This window comes from Streptomyces cavernicola, assembly GCF_029968035.1.
GTDB classification, from domain to species: Bacteria; Actinomycetota; Actinomycetes; order Streptomycetales; family Streptomycetaceae; genus Streptomyces; species Streptomyces cavernicola.
On the sequence record NZ_JASCIQ010000009.1, the window covers coordinates 25,209 to 44,853 of the forward strand.

Consider the following 19,645-nt stretch of genomic DNA (forward strand, 5'->3'; position numbering starts at 1 on the left):
GCCCCGATAGGGGCGCGGGGAACTGCGCGAGCAACCACGACGGCGCGGCAGCCGAAGAGCGACCGGGGGCCTGGGGCGCAGCCCCGAAGCGGGGGCCTGGGGCGCAGCCCCGGAGTGGGGGGCTGGGGGCGCAGCTCTCGGGGCTGTCCGGCAGGACTTTCGGGAAGGGGCGGGGAGGGGAGGAACTCCCCGCGCAGCAGCGTCCTAAGCTGACGTCCGACGCTGTGTGTGCGAGTTGTGCAGAAGAAGGGCGGGAACAGCCGTGCAGGTGCGGCGCAGGAAGCGGGCGGCAGCCATCGCGGCCGCGGTGATCGGCGGACTCATCGGCGGCGCACCCGGCGCCCTCGCGGCGACGCCGCAGCAGGCCGTCACCGAACCCGACACCCCCACCACCGACCGCGAGAGCGACGGCGCCCTGCCCCAGGTGTGGCCGCGCCCGCAGCAGGCCCGGGTGGGCGGCCCCCCGGTGCGCATCGGCGAGCAGGTGTACGTCGTCACGGACGAGCGCGCCGACCGGTACGCCGTGGACGTGCTGCGCACCCTCCTGCGGGACGCCGGCGCCCGCCGCGTCACCGAGGTCGACGCCGGCGCGAAGCTGCCCGCGGGCGCGTTCGTCGTGCGCGCGGGCGAGGCCGGCGGGGGCGGACGCTCCGGCGCGGCCGTCGCACTGCGCGCCCTGCGCTCCGCGGACCGCGCCGACCTGCCGCAGGGCGGGTACCGCCTCGCGGTCGGCGAGGTCGCGGGCCGGCCCACCGTCGCCCTCGAAGGCGTAGGCGAGGACGGCCTGTTCCACGGCGTGCAGACCCTGCGCCAGCTGATCCGCGAAGCCGAGACCAAGACCGGCACAAGCACCAGCACCAGCACCAGCACCAGGACAAGCACCGTCCCCGGCGTACGCGTCCGCGACTGGCCCGGCACCGGCGTGCGCGGCCTCGCCGAGAGCTTCTACGGCACGCCCTGGACCCGTGAACAGCGTCTGGAACAGCTGGACTTCATGGGCCGGACCAAGCTCAACCGGTACGTCTACGCCCCCGGCGACGACCCGTACCGCCAGGCGCGCTGGCGTGAGCCCTACCCCGCCGGGCAGCGCGCCGACTTCCGCGCGCTCGCCGAGCGGGCTGAGCGCAATCACGTGACGCTGACCTGGGCGGTCTCCCCCGGCCAGGCCATGTGCCTGTCGTCGGAGGACGACCTGAAGGCGCTGCTGCGCAAGGTCGACTCGATGTGGGCGCTCGGCGTGCGCGCCTTCCAACTCCAGTTCCAGGACGTCTCGTACAGCGAGTGGCACTGCGACGCGGACGCCGAGACGTACGGCTCCGGGCCCGAGGCGGCCGCGACCGCGCAGGCAAAGGTGGCGGGGGCGCTCGCCGCGCATCTGCGGAAGCGGCACGAGCGCGCGGCGCCGCTGACCCTGATGCCCACCGAGTACTTCCAGGACGGCGCGACCGAGTACCGCGAGGCGCTCGCCGGGAAGCTGGACGACCAGGTGCAGGTGGCGTGGACCGGCGTCGGCGTCGTGCCGAAGACCATCACCGGGCGTGAACTGGCCGGTGCGCGCGAGGCGTTCGGGCATCCGCTGGTCACGATGGACAACTACCCGGTCAACGACTACGCGCAGGACCGTATCTTCCTCGGCCCCTACATGGGCCGCGAGCCGGGCGTCGCCACCGGTTCGGCGGCGCTGCTCGCCAACGCCATGGAGCAGCCGGTCGCCTCCCGCATCCCGCTGTTCACGGCCGCCGACTTCGCCTGGAACCCGAAGGCGTACCGCCCGCAGGAGTCCTGGCGCGCCGCCGTCGCCGACGCCGCCGAGTCCGCGGGCGGCGACGCGAAACGCCGCGCGGCGGTACGGGCCCTCGCGGGCAACACGGCCTCGTCGGTGCTCGGCGCGGACGAGTCGGCGTACCTGCGGCCCCTGATGGACGCCTTCTGGCGGGAGCGCGCCGGCGGCGACCGGCGGCGCACCGAGGCCGCGGGGCAGCGCCTCAGGGACGCGTTCACGGTGCTGCGTGAGACCCCGCAGCGGCTGCGGGACACCGATCTCGGCGCCGAAGTCGGGCCGTGGGCCGAGCAGTTGGGGCGGTACGGCGCCGCGGGCGAGGCCGCCGTCGACATGCTGCTCGCCCAGGTGCGCAGCGACGGCGCGCGGGCCTGGCAGCACCGCAGGGACCTCGACGCGGCCCGCGAGGACGTGCGGGCGGGCCGTGCCACCGTCGGCAAGGGCGTGCTCGGGCCGTTCCTCGACAAGGCCGCGAGCGAGTCGGAGCGCTGGACGGGCACGGCCGAGGAGCGCGGCGAGGTCTCCGAGGACGACACCTCGTACACCGTGCGGCTGCCGCGCCCGCGCCCCATCGAGGCGGTGACGGCGGTGACGGAGCCCGGCGCGCGCGGCACGGTGCAGGCGCATGTGCCCGGCGAGGGCTGGCGCACCCTCGGCCGGCTCACCGACGAGGGCTGGACGGAGACCGCCGCGAAGGGCCTGAAGGCGGACGCGGTGCGGGTGACGTCGGCCGCGCGGCACGTCGTGCCCTGGTTCGCCGACGGCGCGGAAGCCGCGTTCGAGCTGAGCCGCAGCGAGGCCGACGCGGAGATCGGCGGCCCGGCGCAGCGCGTCACCGCCGAACTCACCGCCCGCCGCCCGGCCGACGTGCAGGCGCGGCTCACGGCGCGGGCGCCGAGGGGCGTCGAGGTGCGGGTGCCGCGCGAGGCGAAGGTGCCGCGCGGCACGGACGTCACGGTGCCCGTCGAGATCACCGTGCCCGCGGGCACCCCGGCGGGCAGCTACGCGGTGCCCGTCTCGTACGGCGGCGAGACCCGGATCCTGACCGTCCGCGCGCATCCGCGCACCGGCGGGCCCGACCTGGTGCGCGGCGCGAAGGCGTCCTCGTCGGGCGACGAGACCCGGGACTTCCCGGCGCGGGCCGCGGCCGACGGCGACCCGGAGACCCGCTGGTCCTCGCCGGCCGAGGACGACGCGTGGTGGCAGGCCGAGTTCGAACGCCCGGTGCGCCTCGGCAAGGTCGCGCTGCGCTGGCAGGACGCGTACGCCTCGGCGTACCGCGTGCGGGTCTCGGAGGACGGCGAGGAGTGGCGTACGGCGGCCGAGGTCCGCGACGGGCGCGGCGGCCGCGAGACGGTCCACATGGACGAGCCCGACGTCCGCTTCGTCCGCATCGAGGGCGAGAAGCGGGGCACGCGGTTCGGCTACTCCCTGTGGGACGTGCAGGCGTACGCGGTCCGCGACTGACCCCGGCGGGGGCGTGCTTTCCCCTCCCCGCCCCTTCCCGGCTGTGTCCGATATGCGGCTGCCGCCGCGTGGCCTGCCGGACAGGCCTCCTCAATCGCCGGAGGGGCTGAAAAATCAGCCCCTCCGGCGTTTGAGATGGGGGTCCCCCCTGCTCGAGCGAAGCCGAGAGCTTGGGGGAGGGGGTCCGGGGGCTGGCCCCCGTGCCGACGGCAGTCTTTCGGGAAGGGGCGGGGAGGGGAAACAAAAAGTCCGGATCATTCAGGCAGAGATGCCGTCGATCCGGGCCATCGCGTCGTCCGCGCCGAACGGCTGCAGGTACGGCAGCCAGCGCGGGTCCCTATGCCCCGTGCCGATGATGCGCCAGGCGAGCCCGGTCGGCGGGGCGGGTTTGTGACGCAGCCGCCAGCCCAGCTCCAACAGATGACGGTCGGCCTTCACGTGGTTGCAGCGGCGGCATGACGCCACCACGTTCTCCCAGGCGTGCTGACCTCCCCGGCTCTTGGGGATGACGTGGTCGACGCTGGTTGCGACGCCACCGCAGTACATGCAGCGGCCCCCGTCACGGGCGAAGAGGGCTCGCCGGGTCAGCGGAACGGGTCCCCGGTAGGGGACCCGCACGAAGCGCTTCAGCCGGACCACGCTGGGTGCGGGGATGGTGCGGGTAGCGCTGTGCATGAAGGCGCCGGACTCCTCGAGGCACTGAGCTTTGTTCTCGAGGACGAGGACGAGCGCGCGGCGGAGCGGTACGACGCCGAGCGGCTCGTACGACGCGTTGAGGACCAGGACATGCGGCACGGATGCCTCCTTGTACGCCGGCGGCGCGTGGCTCGCGCCGGGACGATCTGTACTCAGTTTCCCCTCATGCCTGGTCGTAGCGCCACCATGCGCCGGTAACGGGCTTGCAGTGTTTTCGACCACATCGGGGCCCGGCCGGGGGCGGGTCGGCCGGGACTCGGCCAGGAGTCGGCTGGAAGTCGACGGCGAGCCGACGGTGAACGGCCCTCCTCAGAGTGAGCACCGTCTCTCCTTCGAACATCACAACGATCCACACAGGATGCCCCGTTAGTGTGGTGGGTCTGCCCGCTCCTCTCCCTTTTGTGGGCAGACCGCTACACCCGGAGGTGCCCGCCGTGTTTCTGTCCGCCGTGTCGACGTTGTCGACGTTGCCGGCCGCCGGGTCCGCGAAGGACCCCGTGAACCAGCTCGACGAGGCCCAGCGGTCGGCGACGAACGCCGCGGGCTGGATCGAGGAGAACTGGTCCGCGTGGCTCGGCATCGGGCTGCGGGTGGTGCTGATCATCGTGATCGCCACGGTCCTCCGCACGGTGATCCGGCGCACGATCACCAAGCTCATAGAGCGGATGAACCGCGGCGCCCAGGCCGTCGACGGCACCGCGCTCGGCGGTCTGCTCGTCAACGCGGAGCGGCGCAGGCAGCGCTCCGAGGCGATCGGCTCGGTGCTCCGCTCGGTGGCCTCGTTCCTGATCCTGGGCACGGCCGCCCTGATGATCCTCGGCATCTTCGAGATCAACCTGGCGCCGCTGCTCGCCAGCGCCGGTGTGGCCGGTGTGGCGCTCGGCTTCGGCGCCCGCAACCTCGTCACGGACTTCCTCTCCGGCGTCTTCATGATTCTGGAGGACCAGTACGGCGTCGGTGACTCGATCGACGCGGGCGTCGCCTCCGGCGAGGTCATAGAGGTGGGCCTGCGCGTCACCAAGCTGCGCGGCGACAACGGCGAGATCTGGTACGTGCGCAACGGCGAGGTGAAGCGCATCGGCAACCTCTCGCAGGGCTGGGCCACGGCCGGCGTGGACGTCACGGTGCGCTCGGACGAGAACCTGACGAAGGTGCGCGAGGTGCTCGCCGAGGTGGGCGCCGAGATGAGCAAGGCGGAGCCGTGGAACGAGCGGCTCTGGGGCCCGGTCGAGGTGCTCGGCCTCGACGCGGTCTACCTGGACCAGATGATCATCAAGATCAGCGCCAAGACGATGCCGGGCAAGGCGCTCGGCGTGGAGCGGGAGCTGCGCTGGCGGATCAAGGAGGCCTTCGACGCCGCCGGCATCCGCATCGTGGGCCGCATGGTGCTCGCCGCGGAGGAGGACGAGGACGGCAACCCGGCCCCGGCGGTCGCGGCCCCGTCGGCATACTCCTCGGCCACGTCCCCGCAGTCCATCGCGGCATCCCCGATCGCCCCGCCGAGCCTGAGCAAGTAGCCCCGCAAACCGAGCCTCCGCCCCGGCGCCCCGCTCGTCAATCCCCGGAGGGACTGCTTCGCCCCCTCCCCGCCCCTTCCCGAAAGACCTGCGGTCGGCTTCGGGGCGTTGCCGCCCCGGACCCCGCTTCGGGGCTTCGCCCCGTACCCCGGCTGTCTTTCGGCTGCTCCACCACCGTGGCTGATCGCGCAGTTCCCCGCGCCCCGCGCCCCTGTCGGGGCCCGTATCGCCGCCCAAATCCAGCCCCTCCGGCGTTTGAGGAGGCCCGTCCGGCAGGACTTTCGGGAAGGGGCGGGGTGGGGAAAGAACAGCCGGCTCACCCGCGCCCGCCCCCTTGACGTCCCCCCGACGCCCGCTGCTAGGTTCCTCACACCCAATAGGAAACATTCCTAACAGTACGGGGCCGGTACGGGTCCTGCGTACGGAGGAGCACGGCATGGCGGGGACTCCCCCCACGACACCCGGCACGCCCCCCGGCACACCGGGAACACCGCGGGTGCTGCGGGCGATGAACGACCGGGCGGCGCTCGACCTGCTGCTCGCCCACGGCCCCCTCTCCCGCACCCGCATCGGCAAGCTGACCGGCCTCTCCAAACCCACCGCCTCCCAACTGCTCGCCCGCCTCGAAGCCGCAGGCCTGGTCGTCGCGACCGGCACGAGCGAGGGCCGTCCGGGCCCCAACGCCCAGCTGTACGCGGTGAACGCCGCCGCCGCGCACGTCGCCGCCCTCGACGTCACGCCCGAGCGCATCCTCGCCGCCGTCGCCGACATCACCGGCGCCGAGGCCGGCCGCTTCGAGCTGCGCACCCCGGGCCGCGGCGGCACCCCCGACGAGGTCGCGCGCCAGGTCCTCGCCTCGGTCGACGGCGCCGCGAAGGACGCCGGACTGACCCGCGCCGAGCTGCACCGCGTGGTGATCGGCACGCCGGGCGCCTTCGACCCGAACACCGGCCGGCTCCGGTACGCGAGCCACCTGCCGGGCTGGCACTCCCCCGCGCTCCTCGACGAGCTGGCCGCGGCCCTGCCGATGCCCGTCGAGTACGAGAACGACGTGAACCTCGCCGCCGTCGCCGAGCAGCGCGTCGGCGCCGCCCGCGAGGACCGGGACTTCGTGCTGCTCTGGAACCAGGAGGGCATCGGCGCCGCCCTCGTCATCGGCGGCCGGCTGCACCGGGGTTGGACCGGCGGCGCGGGCGAGATCGGCTTCCTGCCGGTGCCGGGCACCCCGCTCGTACGGCAGGTCGCGAAGGCCAACAGCGGCGGCTTCCAGGAGCTGGCCGGCGCACAGGCGGTGCCCAGGATCGCCAAGTCCCTCGGCATCGACACCGCGGAGCAGCCGTACGCGGAGACCGCCGCCGCACTCCTCACGCGCGCCGCGGCGGCCGCCGAGCGGGCCGAGGCCGGCGAGGCGGAGGCCGGTGACGAGGCCCTTCTCGACCTGCTGCGGCAGACCGCGCAGCGGACCGCCACCGGTCTCGCGGCCGTCGTCGCGGTGCTCGACCCCGGGCTCGTGGTCCTCTCCGGCGGCGTGGCCTGCGCGGGCGGGGAACCGCTGCGCGCCCTGATCCAGTCCGAGCTCGCCGACCTTGCCGCGTCCCGGCCCCGGCTCGTCCTCGGCGAGGTGACCGAACAGCCCGTGCTGCGCGGCGCGTTGGAGAGCGCGCTCGCCGTCACCCGCGACGAGGTCTTCGACACCTCGGCCCGCTGAGCCCCGCAGCACCGGTACGACCCGTTCCACTCGCACGACATCAGCAAGGTCCGCCCCTGCCCCCGCCGAGGGAGACATCGTCATGCGCAGAAACAGGTTCCGTCTCGCCGTGCCCGTCCTCGCGATATCGGTCCTCGCGACCGCCTGCGTGGGTTCCACGGAAACAGGTGCGAGCGACGATCCGAAGGCGAGGGCCACCCTCACGTTCTGGCACGGCTGGACCGCGCCGTCCGAGGTGAAGGCCATCGAGGAGAACATCGCGCGGTTCGAGGAAAAGCACCCGAACATCACCGTGAAAGCGGTCGGCGGGATCAATGACGAAAAGCTCAACCAGGCTTTGCGCGCGGGCGGTTCGAAGGGCCCGGACGTGGTGTCGTCGTTCACCACGGCCAACGTCGGGAAGTTCTGCTCGTCCGGCGCCTTCGCCGACCTGGGCCCGTTCATCGAGAAGTCGGGCCTGAATCTGAAGAAGACCTTCTCGAAACCGCTTCTCGACTACACCCGGTTCGAGGGCAAGCGCTGCGCTCTTCCGCTGCTCAGCGATGCGTACGGCCTCTACTACAACAAGGACGCTTTCCACAAGGCCGGAATCGAGGAACCGCCCAGGACCTGGGAGGAGTTCGACGAGGTCGCCGTGAAACTGACCGAGCGCAAGGGCGACGGCTACGAACAGCTCGGGTTCATGCCGAACTACCACGGCTACGAGACCGTGCCCTCGCACTACCTCTCGCAGTGGAGCCCCACGTACTTCACGAAGGACGGAAAGTCGAACATCGCGAAGGACCCGTCCTTCAGGGCGATGTACACCTGGCAGCGGAACCTGGTGAAGAAGCTCGGCGGGTACGCCGCGTTGGAGAAGTACCAGAAGACCTTCGGCGACGAATGGGGCGCCAAGCACCCCTTCCACACCGGCCAGGTGGCGATGCAGCTGGACGGCGAATGGCGGCTCGGCATGGCCGAGGCGACGAAGCCCGGATTCGAGATCGGCGTCGCCCCGCTGCCCGTTCCGAAGGACCAGATCGACAGCTACGGGAAGGGCTATCTCTCGGGGACCATCATGGGGATCGCCCCGGCGAGCGAGAAGCAGAACGCCGCCTGGGAGCTGCTGAAGTACATGACCACGGACACCGAGGCGGTCGTGCAGTTCGCCAACGCCATCAAGAACGTGCCGTCCACCAGAGCCGCCCTCGATTCTCCGAAGCTGAAGTTCGACCCGCGCTTCAAGACCTTCCTGGACATCGCCCGGCACCCGGACTCCAACACCAGTGACGGCGCGATCAACGGCATCACCTACCAGATGTCGCTGCAGAACTTCGGATACGAGGTCGAGAAGGGCGCCGTGCGGGACATTCAGGCGGGCCTTGAGCGGACCGCCCGGGAGATCGACACCGATATCGCACAGGCCAAGTAGCCCGGGGAACACGGCACATGACCGCATACACGCTGCGCGCGAAGCGCAGGAGGTCGGCGCTGCGCACGGCGGCGTTCCTCTCGCCCTGGCTGATCGGCTTCGCCGTCTTCTTCGCCTATCCGCTGGTGTCGACCGTCTATTTCTCGTTCATGAAGTACGACGGCTTCGGGGCGCCCACCTGGAACTCGACCGCCAACTGGCGTTATGTCCTCGGCAGTTACACCATGTTCTGGCCGGCCCTGCGGAACACGCTGTGGCTGGTCCTGGTGATGGTGACCTGCCGGGTGGCGTTCGGGCTCGGCGTCGGGCTGCTCATCACGAAGATCAGAACCGGTGCGGGCGTGTTCCGCACCCTCTTCTATCTGCCGTATCTCGCACCGCCGGTCGCCGCCACCCTGGCCTTCGTCTTCCTGCTCAATCCGGGCACCGGACCGGTCAACAGCGCCCTGGAGGGAATGGGCCTCACGGCGCCCGGCTGGTTCACCGAACCGGGCTGGTCGAAACCCGCCCTGACCATGCTCGCCGTCTGGGGTGTGGGCGACCTGATGGTCATCTTCATGGCCGCGCTCCTCGACGTACCGAAAGAGCAGTACGAGGCGGCCGAACTGGACGGGGCGAACTCCTGGCAGCGGTTCCGCTTCGTGACGCTGCCGAACATCTCGCCGATCGTGCTTTTCGCCGTCGTCACCGGAGTGATCCAGACGATGCAGTACTACACACAGCCGATCGTCGCCTCCAAAGTGGCCTCCGGGATCATCGGCGGCAGCGGCCAGCAGTTCGAGCCGGGATATCCGGAGAAATCCACGCTCACCCTTCCCCAGGTCGTCTACAACCTCGGCTTCCAGCGCTTCGACTACGGCTCCGCCTGTGTCGTCGCCCTGGTCCTCTTCGCCCTCGCCATGGCCTGCACCGCCCTCCTCATGCGGCGCAGCGGCGGACTCGTCGGGGCAGGTGAGCGATGAACCGGACCGCACTGCTCCGCTGGGTCGGCGTGCATGCGCTCGGGGTCGCCGCGGCCCTGTTCTTCCTGCTTCCGTTCGTCTTCGTGCTGCTCACCTCGCTGATGAGCGACCAGCAGGCCCTGACCCGCGATCTCACCCCGGACACCTGGGAGTTCGGCAATTACGCCAAGGTCTTCGACACCCCCGGATTCCTCACCTGGTGGAAGAACTCGCTCCTTTACGCGGGCCTCGGCACGCTGCTCACCGTGCTCAGCTCGATTCCCGTGGCGTACGCCCTCGCCAGGTTCCGCTTCCGCGGCCGGCGGCTCTCCCTGATGCTCGTCGTCTCGATGATGATGCTGCCGCCGCAGGTCGTGATCATTCCGATGTACCTGTTCTGGGTGAAACAGCTGGACCTCGGCGGGACGCTCTGGCCGCTGATCATCCCGATGGCCTTCGGGGACGCGTTCTCCATCTTCCTGCTCCGGCAGTTCCTGCTGACCATCCCGGACGAATACCTGGACGCGGCGCGCGTGGACGGCTGCGGCGAACTCCGTACGCTCCTCAAGGTCGTCCTGCCGATGGCGAAGCCGGGCATCGCGGCCGTGGCCCTCTTCCAGTTCTTCTACTGCTGGAACGACTACTTCGGACCGCAGATCTACGCCTCCGAGAACCCCGCGGCCTGGACGCTGAGTTACGGACTCGAATCGTTCAAGGGCGCCCACCACACCGACTGGAATCTCACCATGGCCGCGACCGTCCTCGTCATGGCCCCCGTCATCGTCCTGTTCTTCTTCGCCCAGAAGGCTTTCGTCGAGGGCGTCACCCTGACCGGCGTCAAAGGCTGAGCGGACGGGCCTCAATCCCGTACGAGAAAGGTCAACTCCCATGAAACTCGCAGTAGTCGGCGGCGGTTCCACCTATACGCCCGAACTCGTCGACGGCTTCGCCCGGCTCAGGGACGTGCTGCCCGTCGAGGAACTCGTCCTCGTCGACCCGGCCGCCGACCGCCTCGACCTGGTCGGCCCCCTTGCCCGCCGGATCTTCGCCAAGCAGGGCCACGACGGCCGCGTCACCACCACCGCCGACCTGGACGCGGCCGTCGACGGCGCCGACGCCGTGCTGCTCCAGCTGCGCGTCGGCGGCCAGGCGGCCCGCGAACAGGACGAGACCTGGCCCCTGGACTGCGGCTGCGTCGGCCAGGAGACCACCGGCGCGGGCGGGCTCGCCAAGGCGCTGCGCACCGTGCCCGTGGTCCTCGACATCGCCGAACGGGTCCGCCGCGCCAACCCGGACGCGTGGATCGTCGACTTCACCAACCCCGTCGGCATCGTCACCCGCGCCCTGCTCCAGGCCGGGCACAAGGCGGTCGGCCTGTGCAACGTCGCGATCGGCTTCCAGCGCCGCTTCGCCGCGACGCTCGACGTCGACCCGTCGCAGGTCTTCCTGAACCACGTCGGCCTCAACCACCTCACCTGGGAGAACGGCGTACGCCTCGGCGGCCCCGAGGGTGCGGACGTGCTGCCGCGCCTGCTCGCCGAGAGCGGCGACGAGATCGCCGACTCCCTCCGCCTCCCCCGCGCCGCCCTGGACCGCCTGGGCGTCATCCCCTCGTACTACCTGCGCTACTACTACGCGCACGACGAGGTCGTACGCGAAATGACCACCAAACCGTCCAGGGCCGCCGAAGTAGCCGCCATGGAACGCGAATTGCTCGGCCTCTACGCCGACCCGGCGCTCGACGAGAAGCCCGCGCTGCTCGCGAAGCGGGGCGGCGCGTTCTACTCCGAGGCCGCCGTCGACCTCACCGCCTCGCTCATCGGCACCGGGGGAAGCCCGTACCAGGTGGTCAACGTGCGCAACGGCGGCACGCTGCCGTTCCTGCCGGACGACGCGGTGATCGAGGTGCAGGCCCGCGTCGACGCGCACGGCGCCGACCCGCTGCCCGTGCCCGAACTCGACCCGCTGCAACGGGGGTTGATCGCGAGCGTCTTCGCGTACGAGGAACTCGCCCTCGAAGCGGCCCTGCGCGGCGGCCGCGACCGCGTCTTCAAGGCGCTCCTCGCCCACCCGCTGATCGGGCAGTACGCGTACGCCGACACGCTCACCGACCGGCTGCTCGCCCACAACCGGGAGCACCTCGCGTGGGCGTGACCGTGGCGGACACCAGCGGGGCCGTGCTCGCGATCGACGCGGGCAACAGCAAGACCGACGTGGCGGTGGTCGCGGCCGACGGCCGGGTGGCGGGCACGGCGCGCGGCGCGGGCTTCCAGCCGCCGCGCGTCGGCGTGCGGCAGGCCGTCGACACGCTCGCGGACACTGTCGTACGGGCGCTCGCCGAGGCGGGACTCGACCGGGTGGCCCATGTGTCGGCCTGCCTGGCCAACGCCGATCTGCCGGTCGAGGAGCAGGAGTTGGCGGAGGCGCTGCGGGCACGGGGGTGGGGGCGCACGGTCGACGTGCGCAACGACACCTTCGCGATCCTGCGCGCCGGACTGCCCGCCGGGGCGCCGCCGCTCGGGGTGGCCGTGGTGTGCGGGGCGGGCATCAACTGCGTGGGCCTCACCCCGGACGGCCGCACCGCCCGCTTCCCCGCGATCGGGCGCATCTCCGGGGACTGGGGCGGGGGTTGGGGCCTGGCGGAGGAGGCCCTGTGGCACGCGGCCCGCGCGGCGGACGGGCGGGGCGGGCCCACGGAACTGGCCCGCACCCTGCCCCGGCACTTCGGTCTGCCCGACATGGCCGCGCTGATCGAGGCCCTGCACCTGGGCCGGATCGAGGCGGTGCGGCGGCACGAGCTGGCCCCCGTGCTCTTCGCCACGGCGGCGGGCGGGGACGGGGTGGCCCGGTCCCTGGTCGACCGGCTCGCGGACGAGGTCGTGGCGATGGCCGCGGTCGCCCTGGACCGACTCGACCTGCTTGACGCGGAGGTCCCGGTCCTGCTCGGCGGCTCGGTCCTGGCAGCGACCCACGCCGACCTGGACGCGGGCATCCGTGCCCGCCTCGCGTCCCGCGCCCCCAGGGCGGCACCCCTGGTCGTGACCGCCCGCCCGGTCCTCGGCGCGGCGCTCCTGGGCCTCGACCGAGCGGGTACGGAGGGCCCGGCCCACGCCCGCCTGCGAGCCCACTACGCTTCCCCCACCCCGCCCCTCCCCTGAAGTCCTCAGCGGCCAGCTCCGGGGGCTCCCGCCCCCAGCCCCCCGCTCCCGGGGCTCCCGCCCCTGAACCCCGCTTCGGGGCTCCGCCCCGTACCCCGGCTTGTCTTTCGGCTGCCGCGCCGCTGTGGCTGGTCGCGCAGTTCCCCGCGCCCCTATTCCGGGGCTCCGCCCCGGCCCCCTCCCTCATCTCAAACGCCGGAGGGGCTGAATTCGGTCGGCGACACGGGCCCCGTCAGGGGCGCGGGGAACTGCGCGATCGGCCACGACGGCGGGGCAGTCGATCGACGGCGGGGACCAGGGGCGGCAGCCCCGGAGTGGGGGCGGGGGTGCAGGCCCCGTAGCCGTCCGGCGAGGACTTCGGGAAGGGGCGGGGTGGGGAAGAGGAACAAGGCGCCGCAACCCGAACTCACCAACCCCCACCCGGAGTTGGCGGCCCCCGGGAACCGAACAATCCCCCCACACGTGTACAAGGACAAGCCGAGGCCCCACCAACCCCACCCGTACGAACAAGATCCAAGAAAGACTCGCGCCGTTGTCAGTGCCTGCGGTCATACTGGACGGCCTGGGGAGCGGTGACCGTCGGATGACCACGGGGGAGGTCGAGAGGTGACAGACCCACACAGCGGCAGCGCCGCACCACGCCGCCGCACCGCCTTCGCCGAAGGCGCGGAGCAGCTGCGCGCCGCGGCGACGACCGAGCCCGGCAGGCTCCGCATCATCGGCGCCTTACTCGCCCTGCTGGTCGTCGCGTTCGGCGCCGTCACCGCCTGGCAGACCTCCGAGCGCGCGGCCGCCGCCGACGACGTCATCGAGCGCAGCCAGCCCCTCACCTCCGACGCCGCCGCGATCTACGTCTCGCTGGCCGACGCCAACACGGCCGCAGCGAGCGGCTTCCTCGCCGAGGGCCAGGAGCCCCCGGCCGTCCGCGATCGGTACGAGGACGACATCGCGACGGCGGCCCGCAAACTCACCACCGCCGCCGCCAACAGCAAGGGCTCCGGCACCGCGAGCGCCGAGATAGCGAAGCTCAACGCCCTCCTCCCCGAGTACGCCGAGCGCATAGAGACGGCGCGTACGTACAACCGCCAGGGCCTCCCGCTCGGCGGGGCATACCTGCGCAATGCGAACGACCTGATGCAGACGGAGATGCTCCCCGCTGCGAAGGAGCTCTACGACGCGGAGAAGGAACGCCTGGGCGCCGACTACGACGCGGCGAAGTCGTACCCGTGGGCGGCGATAGCCCTCGGCCTGCTCGCCCTCGCCGCCCTGGTGTGGGCCCAGCGCCGCAACTACCGCAGGACGAACCGGGTGTTCAACCTGGGCCTGGTCACCGCGACCGGCACGGCCGCCGCCGTCCTGCTGTGGCTGCTCGCCGGGCACACCCTCGCCTTCACCGCGCTCGGCGACTCGTACGACCACGGCATCCGCTCGCTCAACGTCCTCAACGACGCCCGGATCAGCACCCTCCAGGCCCGCAGCAACGAGAACCTGACGCTGGTGGCGCGCGGCGCGGTCACGGTCCCGGACGACGGCCGCCCGAACGCCGGGCAGGACAAGTACGACGTGGACTACCGCGCGAGAATGCGGGAGTTGGGCGACGGCGGCGTGGACCGCGCCGGCATGGGCACGCTCGGGGAGGCCCTGCACCACGCCGACGACGAGACCGGCCGGGCGCCCGTCGAGAAGGCGATGGCGGCCGTCGAGGAGTGGCAGCAGCGCCACGAGGCCGCCCGCGAAGCGGACACGCAGGGGGACTACGAGAAGGCGCTCGACCGCGTGATAGGCGACGACGACGCGACCGGCGAGTCCTTCGACCGGGCCGACAAGGCCCTGGAGGAGGCCGTCGAGCATGAACAGCAGGACTTCAGGGGAGCCGCCGAGGACGGCCGCGGCGCGATGACGGGACTCCCCGTCGGGGCGGCGGCGGTCGCGGTGCTCGGCGCCGCGGGCGCGGTCCTCGGCATCGGCCGCAGGCTTTCGGAGTACCGATGAGACAGACGAGGGCGACGCCCCCGCCGAGCGGGACGCGACCGAGGCGAGGAGGCGACATGACCCGCAAGCAGCGCAGCGCGCTGCGCGGTTGGGGCGGAGTGGCCACGATGGCGCTCGCCTGCGTCCTGACGGCCCTGTTCACGCTGCTCCCGCTGTCCCGCTCGGGCCCGGAGGGCCCCATCGGCACGGGCGGCCCGGGACTCGGTGTGACCCGGCCCGCCGCGGCCGACAACTGCACGCCCGAGTCGGCGGTGCGCAGCCTGCGCCCCAGCAAGGACGAGGGCGCCACGGTCAAGGAGATCAAGGAGCGCAAGGACAAGCCGAACAAACTGATCGTCGGCGTCGACCAGAACAGCTACCGCTGGGGGTACCGCAACCCCTCCACCGGCGATCTGGAGGGCTTCGACATCGACCTGGTGCGGGCCATCGCGGACGCCTTGCTCGGCGACCCGGACGCGGTGGTGTACCGCGCGGTGCCCACCAACCAGCGGGTGCAGGCGATCGAGTCCGGCCAGGTCGACATGGTGGTGCGGACGATGACGATCACCTGCGAGCGCCTCAAGGAGGTCGCGTTCTCCACGGCGTACTTCGAGACCGGGCAGCAGCTCCTCGTCCCCAACGACTCGGAGATCAAGGGCTACGACGCCTCGCTGAAGGGCAAGCGCCTGTGCACGGCCACGGGTTCGACGGCCGAGAGCGAGCTTGAGCGGCAGTCCTTCGGGGCCGATGTCTCCACCAAGGTGCCCAACCAACTCGACTGCCTGGTACGGCTGCAGCTGGGCGAGGTGGACGCGGTGGTGACCGACAGCGCGCTCGCGGCCGGCCAGGCCGCGCAGGACCCCACGGTGAAGCTGGTCGGCGAGCCCTTCACCACCGAGTACTACGGCGTGGCGATGAGCAAGGAGTCGCCGGACCTGGTCCGCCGGGTCAACCAGGTCCTCGTCGACTACCGCGAGAGCGACTGGGGCAAGGCGTACGAGAAGTGGCTCGCGGACGACCTGAAGAACGTCGACGGACCACCGAAGCCGAAGTACCGCGAGGACTGAACACGGCGAGCCTGGCAACGTAGGAAACGTAAGAGCAGCGGACCGAACCGGCAGGAACCGGCACAGCGAGAGGTGATCGATGGGCGTCGCGGGACCAGCAGGACCCGGACCCGTACCCGTACCCGCCATGGACAGGGACGAGGTGGACCGCGCCCTGGCCCGGCTCGGCACCGAGCACGAGGCCGTGGAGACCTCCCTGCTCGCCCTGCAGGACCACGCGGGCCGCAGACTCCTGGAGGGCGCCGAGCTGACCGGCGTCACCGCGGACCGCTGGGCCGCCGCCGACGCGGCCGTCACCCGCCTGTGGGCGTACTTCGACGCGTACACCGCGACGCTGACGCACGCCCGTGAGCTGCGCGCCCGCAGACGCTGGTCGAGCCGCGAGGACCTGGTCGAGCTCACCGAACTCCTCCGTGGCCGCTCCGTCACCGTCTCCGCGGGGCCGCCCGCCACCGGCGCCCCGGAGTCCCTGACCGGCCCTGCCCGGCTCACCGAGGAGTTCACGCTCGCCGAACTGGTCGAGCGGATGAACGAGTTGTACGCCTCGTCCCTGGACGTGGTCGTCGCCGCCGACGCCGTCTGGTCCGCGCTGCCCGCCCGGATAGACCTCCTCGCCGCCGAGCTGCACCGCACGCGCACGCTCGCCGCCTCCGTCGGCGTACGCCCCGGGGAGCACCCGGCGGGTGACGATCTGGAGCGGATCACCCGGGAGTTGACGGAGCTGCGCGCCCAGGTGATCTCCGACCCGCTGGCCTTCTGGCGCGCCGCGAGCGGCAGTTCGGCCCCCGGCGGCGGCCGCCCGGACACCGAGCGGTACGACTGCGAGGCGCGCGCCCTGGAGGACGTGCGCCGCGAGATCGACGCGGTGCTCACCGTCCGCCAGGACGCCGAGGCGCGCCTCGGGCGGCTGCGGGACGTGCTGTCCCGCGCCGACCGCACCCTGGCCGAGGCGCGGACGGCCCGCGGTGAGGTGCTCGCCAAGATCGCCGCGACGGAGGTGCCCGCCGTCAGCGGCCCGCCCACGGCCCTGCACGAACAGCTCGCGGCCGCCGCCGACTACCGCAGACACGGCCAGTGGCACCGCCTCTCCCCGCTCCTGGAGGCCCTGGAGCAGCAGGCGGAGGACGAACTCCTGCGCGCCCGCGAGTCGTTGACGGCGGTCACCGCCCCGCTGGCGGTCCGCGCGGAGCTGCGCGGCCGCCTCGACGCGTACAAGGCGAAGGTCGCCCGGCACGGCGCGGCCGAGGACCCGCTGCTCATCGAGCGGTACGACGCGGCCCGCCGCATGCTGTGGAGCGCGCCCTGCGACCTGCGCGTCGCCGGGGACGCGGTGCTGCGCTACCAGCACGCGGTGGCGGAGGTCCTCTCCGGCCGCGTACCGCAGCAGCACACGCCCGAGGACGGCAGGGGGGACCGATGACCGGCAGTGAAGAGGAACCGGTGAGCACGGAGCGCAGAGCCTGCCAACGCCCCGACTGCGAGGGCGCCTACGAGGACATGGGCGGCGGCGAGCTGTACTGCGACGTCTGCGGGCTGGCTCCCGTCGTTGCCCCCAACGGCATGGTGGCGTCCGCGCCGACGGGCCTGACCACGGCCGCGCGCGGCAGCACGTCCACGCGCTCCACCCGCTCGTCCCGGTCGTCCACCTCGCGCCGCTCGGTGTCGGGCCGGCTGAGCCGCTCCCTGTCCGGGCCCGCCACCAACCGCTCGGTGTCCGTGCGCAGTTCGGGCGCCCAGTCCGGGTCCTCGGGCCGCGGCCGGCTCGGCGTGGGCCTGGTCGAGGTGCCGCAGGTGCCGCGGCCCGACCCGCGCGCGATGGTGCAGGAGCGCCCGGAGGTCCCCGAGCGGAAGCGGTTCTGCTCCCGCTCGGACTGCGGGGCCCCGGTGGGCCGCTCGCGCGGCGAACGCCCCGGTCGTACGGAAGGCTTCTGCACCAAGTGCGGCCACCCGTACTCGTTCGTGCCGAAGCTCCGCTCCGGCGACATCGTGCACGGGCAGTACGAGGTGGTGGGCTGCCTCGCGCACGGCGGGCTCGGCTGGATCTATCTGGCCATCGACCGTGCGGTGTCCGACCGTTGGGTGGTCCTGAAGGGCCTGCTCGACACGGGCGACCAGGACGCGATGGCCGCCGCGATCTCCGAGCGCCGCTTCCTGGCCGAGATCGAGCACTCCAACATCGTCCGGATCTACAACTTCGTCGAGCACCTGGACCAGCGCACGGGCTCCCTCGACGGATACATAGTGATGGAGTACGTCGGCGGCAAGTCCCTCAAGGAGATCGCCAACGAGCGCCGCACACCGCAGGGGCGGCGCGATCCGCTCCCGGTCGAGCAGGCCTGCGCGTACGGCATCGAGGCCCTGGAGGCGCTCGGCCACCTGCACAGCCGCAATCTCCTGTACTGCGACTTCAAGGTCGACAACGCGATCCAGCAGCAGGACCAGCTGAAGCTGATCGACATGGGGGCCGTGCGCCGCCTCGACGACCACGAGTCGGCGATCTACGGCACGGTCGGGTACCAGGCCCCCGAGGTCGCCGAGCTCGGCCCGTCCGTCGCGTCCGACCTCTACACCGTCGCGCGTACGCTCGCGGTCCTCACCTTCGACTTCCAGGGGTACACGAACTTCTTCGTGGACTCCCTGCCCGACCCCGCCAACATCGAGGTCTTCCAGCGGTACGAGTCGTTCTACCGCCTCCTGGTCCGCGCCACCGACCCCGACCCGGCCCGCCGGTTCGCCTCCGCGCAGGAGATGGCCGAGCAGCTCACGGGCGTGCTTCGCGAGGTCGTCGCGCTCCAGTCGGGCCGCCCGCGCCCCGCCCTGTCCACGCTGTTCGGGCCCGAAGTGCGGGTCACGGACACGGAGTTGTTCGCGGAGCGGGAGGGTGAGGTCTCACGGCTCGGGGCGCGCACGGTGCCGGGGCGTACGGTGCCGGATCGCGCGGTGCCCGGTCGCGCGACCCCTGCGAGCGTGCCCGCGCCCGAGCGCCTCGTCCGGCCCCTCGACACCGCCGCCACCGCGCTCGCCCTGCCCGTTCCCCTGGTCGACGCGGGCGATCCCAACGCCGGGTTCCTCGCGGGCCTGATGGCCTCCGCCCCCGCCGAGCTGATCGCCGCCCTGGACACGGCGCCCACGCCCTCGGTCGAGCTGCGCCTGCGCGAGCTGCGGGCCCGCCTGGAGACGGGCGAGCTGCACGCCGCGGTGCGCTGTCTGGACGAGCTCGAACACAGTCACCCGGACGACTGGCGGGTGATCTGGTACCGCGGCCTGGTCGCCCTGACCACGGGCGACTTCGAGACGGCGGCGCTCTCCTTCGACGCGGTCTACGACGCGTTCCCCGGCGAGCCCGCGCCCAAGCTGGCCCTGGGCGTCTGCGCCGAGGTCCTCGACCAGCTGGACAACGCCGCCGAGTACTACCGCCTGGTGTGGACCGCCGACCCGGGCTATGTCAGCGCCGCGTTCGGCCTCGCACGGGTGCAGCTGGCCGCGGGCGACCGGCGCGCGGCGGTGCGTACCCTGGAAGCAGTTCCGGAGGCGTCGATCCACTTCACGGCGGCCCGGATCGCCGCCGTACGCGCCCGACTTCGGGACCAGGCGGTGCACGAACCGCTGCTCGACGACCTGACCGCCGCCGCCGGGCAGGTCGAGGCGCTGCAGCACTTCGGTCTGGACGCGGTCCGCCGCGAACAGCTGTCGACCGAGGTCCTGGGGACCGCCCTCGACTGGGTGCTCTCCGGGAGCCGGGGCGCGACTGCGCCGCCGCAGGGCCCCGGCGGGACGGTGCTGCTCGGCAGCAGTCTGGACGAGCGTGGCCTGCGCTTCGGGCTCGAACGCTCGTACCGGACGCTCGCCAGGCTCGCCAAAGGCGGCGCCGAAAGGATCGAACTGGTGGAGCGGGCCAACCGTTTCCGCCCCCGGACGTGGGTGTGATT

13 protein-coding genes are annotated in these 19,645 nt (G+C 72.3%); 12 read left to right on the top strand and 1 reads right to left on the bottom strand.

Going from position 1 to position 19,645, the window contains the following annotated elements:
- Positions 1 to 262 precede the first annotated feature (262 nt).
- Positions 263 to 3,247 (top strand): beta-N-acetylglucosaminidase domain-containing protein, encoded by a 2,985-nt coding sequence (locus QIS96_RS10555; protein WP_282542214.1) that lies wholly within the window; start codon positions 263 to 265, stop codon positions 3,245 to 3,247.
- A gap of 258 nt (positions 3,248 to 3,505) precedes the next feature.
- On the opposite strand, the gene QIS96_RS10560 is transcribed toward QIS96_RS10555, so the two are convergent.
- A complete protein-coding gene (locus QIS96_RS10560) occupies positions 3,506 to 4,042 on the bottom strand; it encodes an HNH endonuclease (RefSeq protein ID WP_282542215.1) in 537 nt (178 codons plus the stop codon).
- Between the two features lie 341 nt (positions 4,043 to 4,383).
- Here QIS96_RS10560 and QIS96_RS10565 point away from each other — a divergent pair, with 341 nt between their 5' ends.
- The 11 genes from QIS96_RS10565 (at position 4,384) to QIS96_RS10615 (ending at position 19,643) form a co-directional block, all read left to right on the top strand.
- Positions 4,384 to 5,460 (top strand): mechanosensitive ion channel family protein, encoded by a 1,077-nt coding sequence (locus QIS96_RS10565; RefSeq protein ID WP_282542348.1) that lies wholly within the window; start codon positions 4,384 to 4,386, stop codon positions 5,458 to 5,460.
- 436 nt (positions 5,461 to 5,896) lie between these two features.
- A complete protein-coding gene (locus tag QIS96_RS10570) occupies positions 5,897 to 7,168 on the top strand; it encodes an ROK family transcriptional regulator (protein ID WP_282542216.1) in 1,272 nt (423 codons plus the stop codon).
- An 82-nt stretch (positions 7,169 to 7,250) separates the two neighbouring features.
- On the top strand, positions 7,251 to 8,579 hold the full coding sequence (locus tag QIS96_RS10575) for an ABC transporter substrate-binding protein (protein WP_282542217.1): 1,329 nt from the start codon (positions 7,251 to 7,253) through the stop codon (positions 8,577 to 8,579).
- Between the two features lie 17 nt (positions 8,580 to 8,596).
- Positions 8,597 to 9,541 (top strand): carbohydrate ABC transporter permease, encoded by a 945-nt coding sequence (locus QIS96_RS10580; RefSeq protein WP_282542218.1) that lies wholly within the window; start codon positions 8,597 to 8,599, stop codon positions 9,539 to 9,541.
- Positions 9,538 to 10,368: a carbohydrate ABC transporter permease gene (locus QIS96_RS10585; protein WP_282542219.1), complete on the top strand. Its 831-nt coding sequence runs from the start codon at positions 9,538 to 9,540 to the stop codon at positions 10,366 to 10,368. Before QIS96_RS10580 ends, QIS96_RS10585 begins: the two co-directional genes overlap by 4 nt.
- Positions 10,369 to 10,408: 40 nt before the next feature.
- Positions 10,409 to 11,674 carry a 6-phospho-beta-glucosidase gene (locus QIS96_RS10590; RefSeq protein WP_282542220.1) on the top strand — a complete coding sequence of 422 codons (1,266 nt, stop codon included), beginning with the start codon at positions 10,409 to 10,411 and terminating at the stop codon, positions 11,672 to 11,674.
- On the top strand, positions 11,665 to 12,678 hold the full coding sequence (locus QIS96_RS10595) for an N-acetylglucosamine kinase (protein WP_282542221.1): 1,014 nt from the start codon (positions 11,665 to 11,667) through the stop codon (positions 12,676 to 12,678). Before QIS96_RS10590 ends, QIS96_RS10595 begins: the two co-directional genes overlap by 10 nt.
- Positions 12,679 to 13,284: 606 nt before the next feature.
- Positions 13,285 to 14,670, top strand: a complete 1,386-nt coding sequence (locus tag QIS96_RS10600) for a hypothetical protein (RefSeq protein WP_282542222.1) — start codon at positions 13,285 to 13,287, stop codon at positions 14,668 to 14,670.
- A 56-nt stretch (positions 14,671 to 14,726) separates the two neighbouring features.
- Entirely contained in the window at positions 14,727 to 15,716 is a 990-nt protein-coding gene (locus QIS96_RS10605; RefSeq protein WP_282542223.1) for a glutamate ABC transporter substrate-binding protein, read from the top strand.
- Positions 15,717 to 15,795: 79 nt separating this feature from the next.
- Entirely contained in the window at positions 15,796 to 17,136 is a 1,341-nt protein-coding gene (locus tag QIS96_RS10610) for a coiled-coil domain-containing protein (RefSeq protein ID WP_282542224.1), read from the top strand.
- Entirely contained in the window at positions 17,133 to 19,643 is a 2,511-nt protein-coding gene (locus QIS96_RS10615; protein ID WP_282542225.1) for a serine/threonine-protein kinase, read from the top strand. The genes QIS96_RS10610 and QIS96_RS10615 overlap by 4 nt, the downstream gene beginning before the upstream one ends.
- The last annotated feature ends 2 nt before the right edge of the window (positions 19,644 to 19,645 follow it).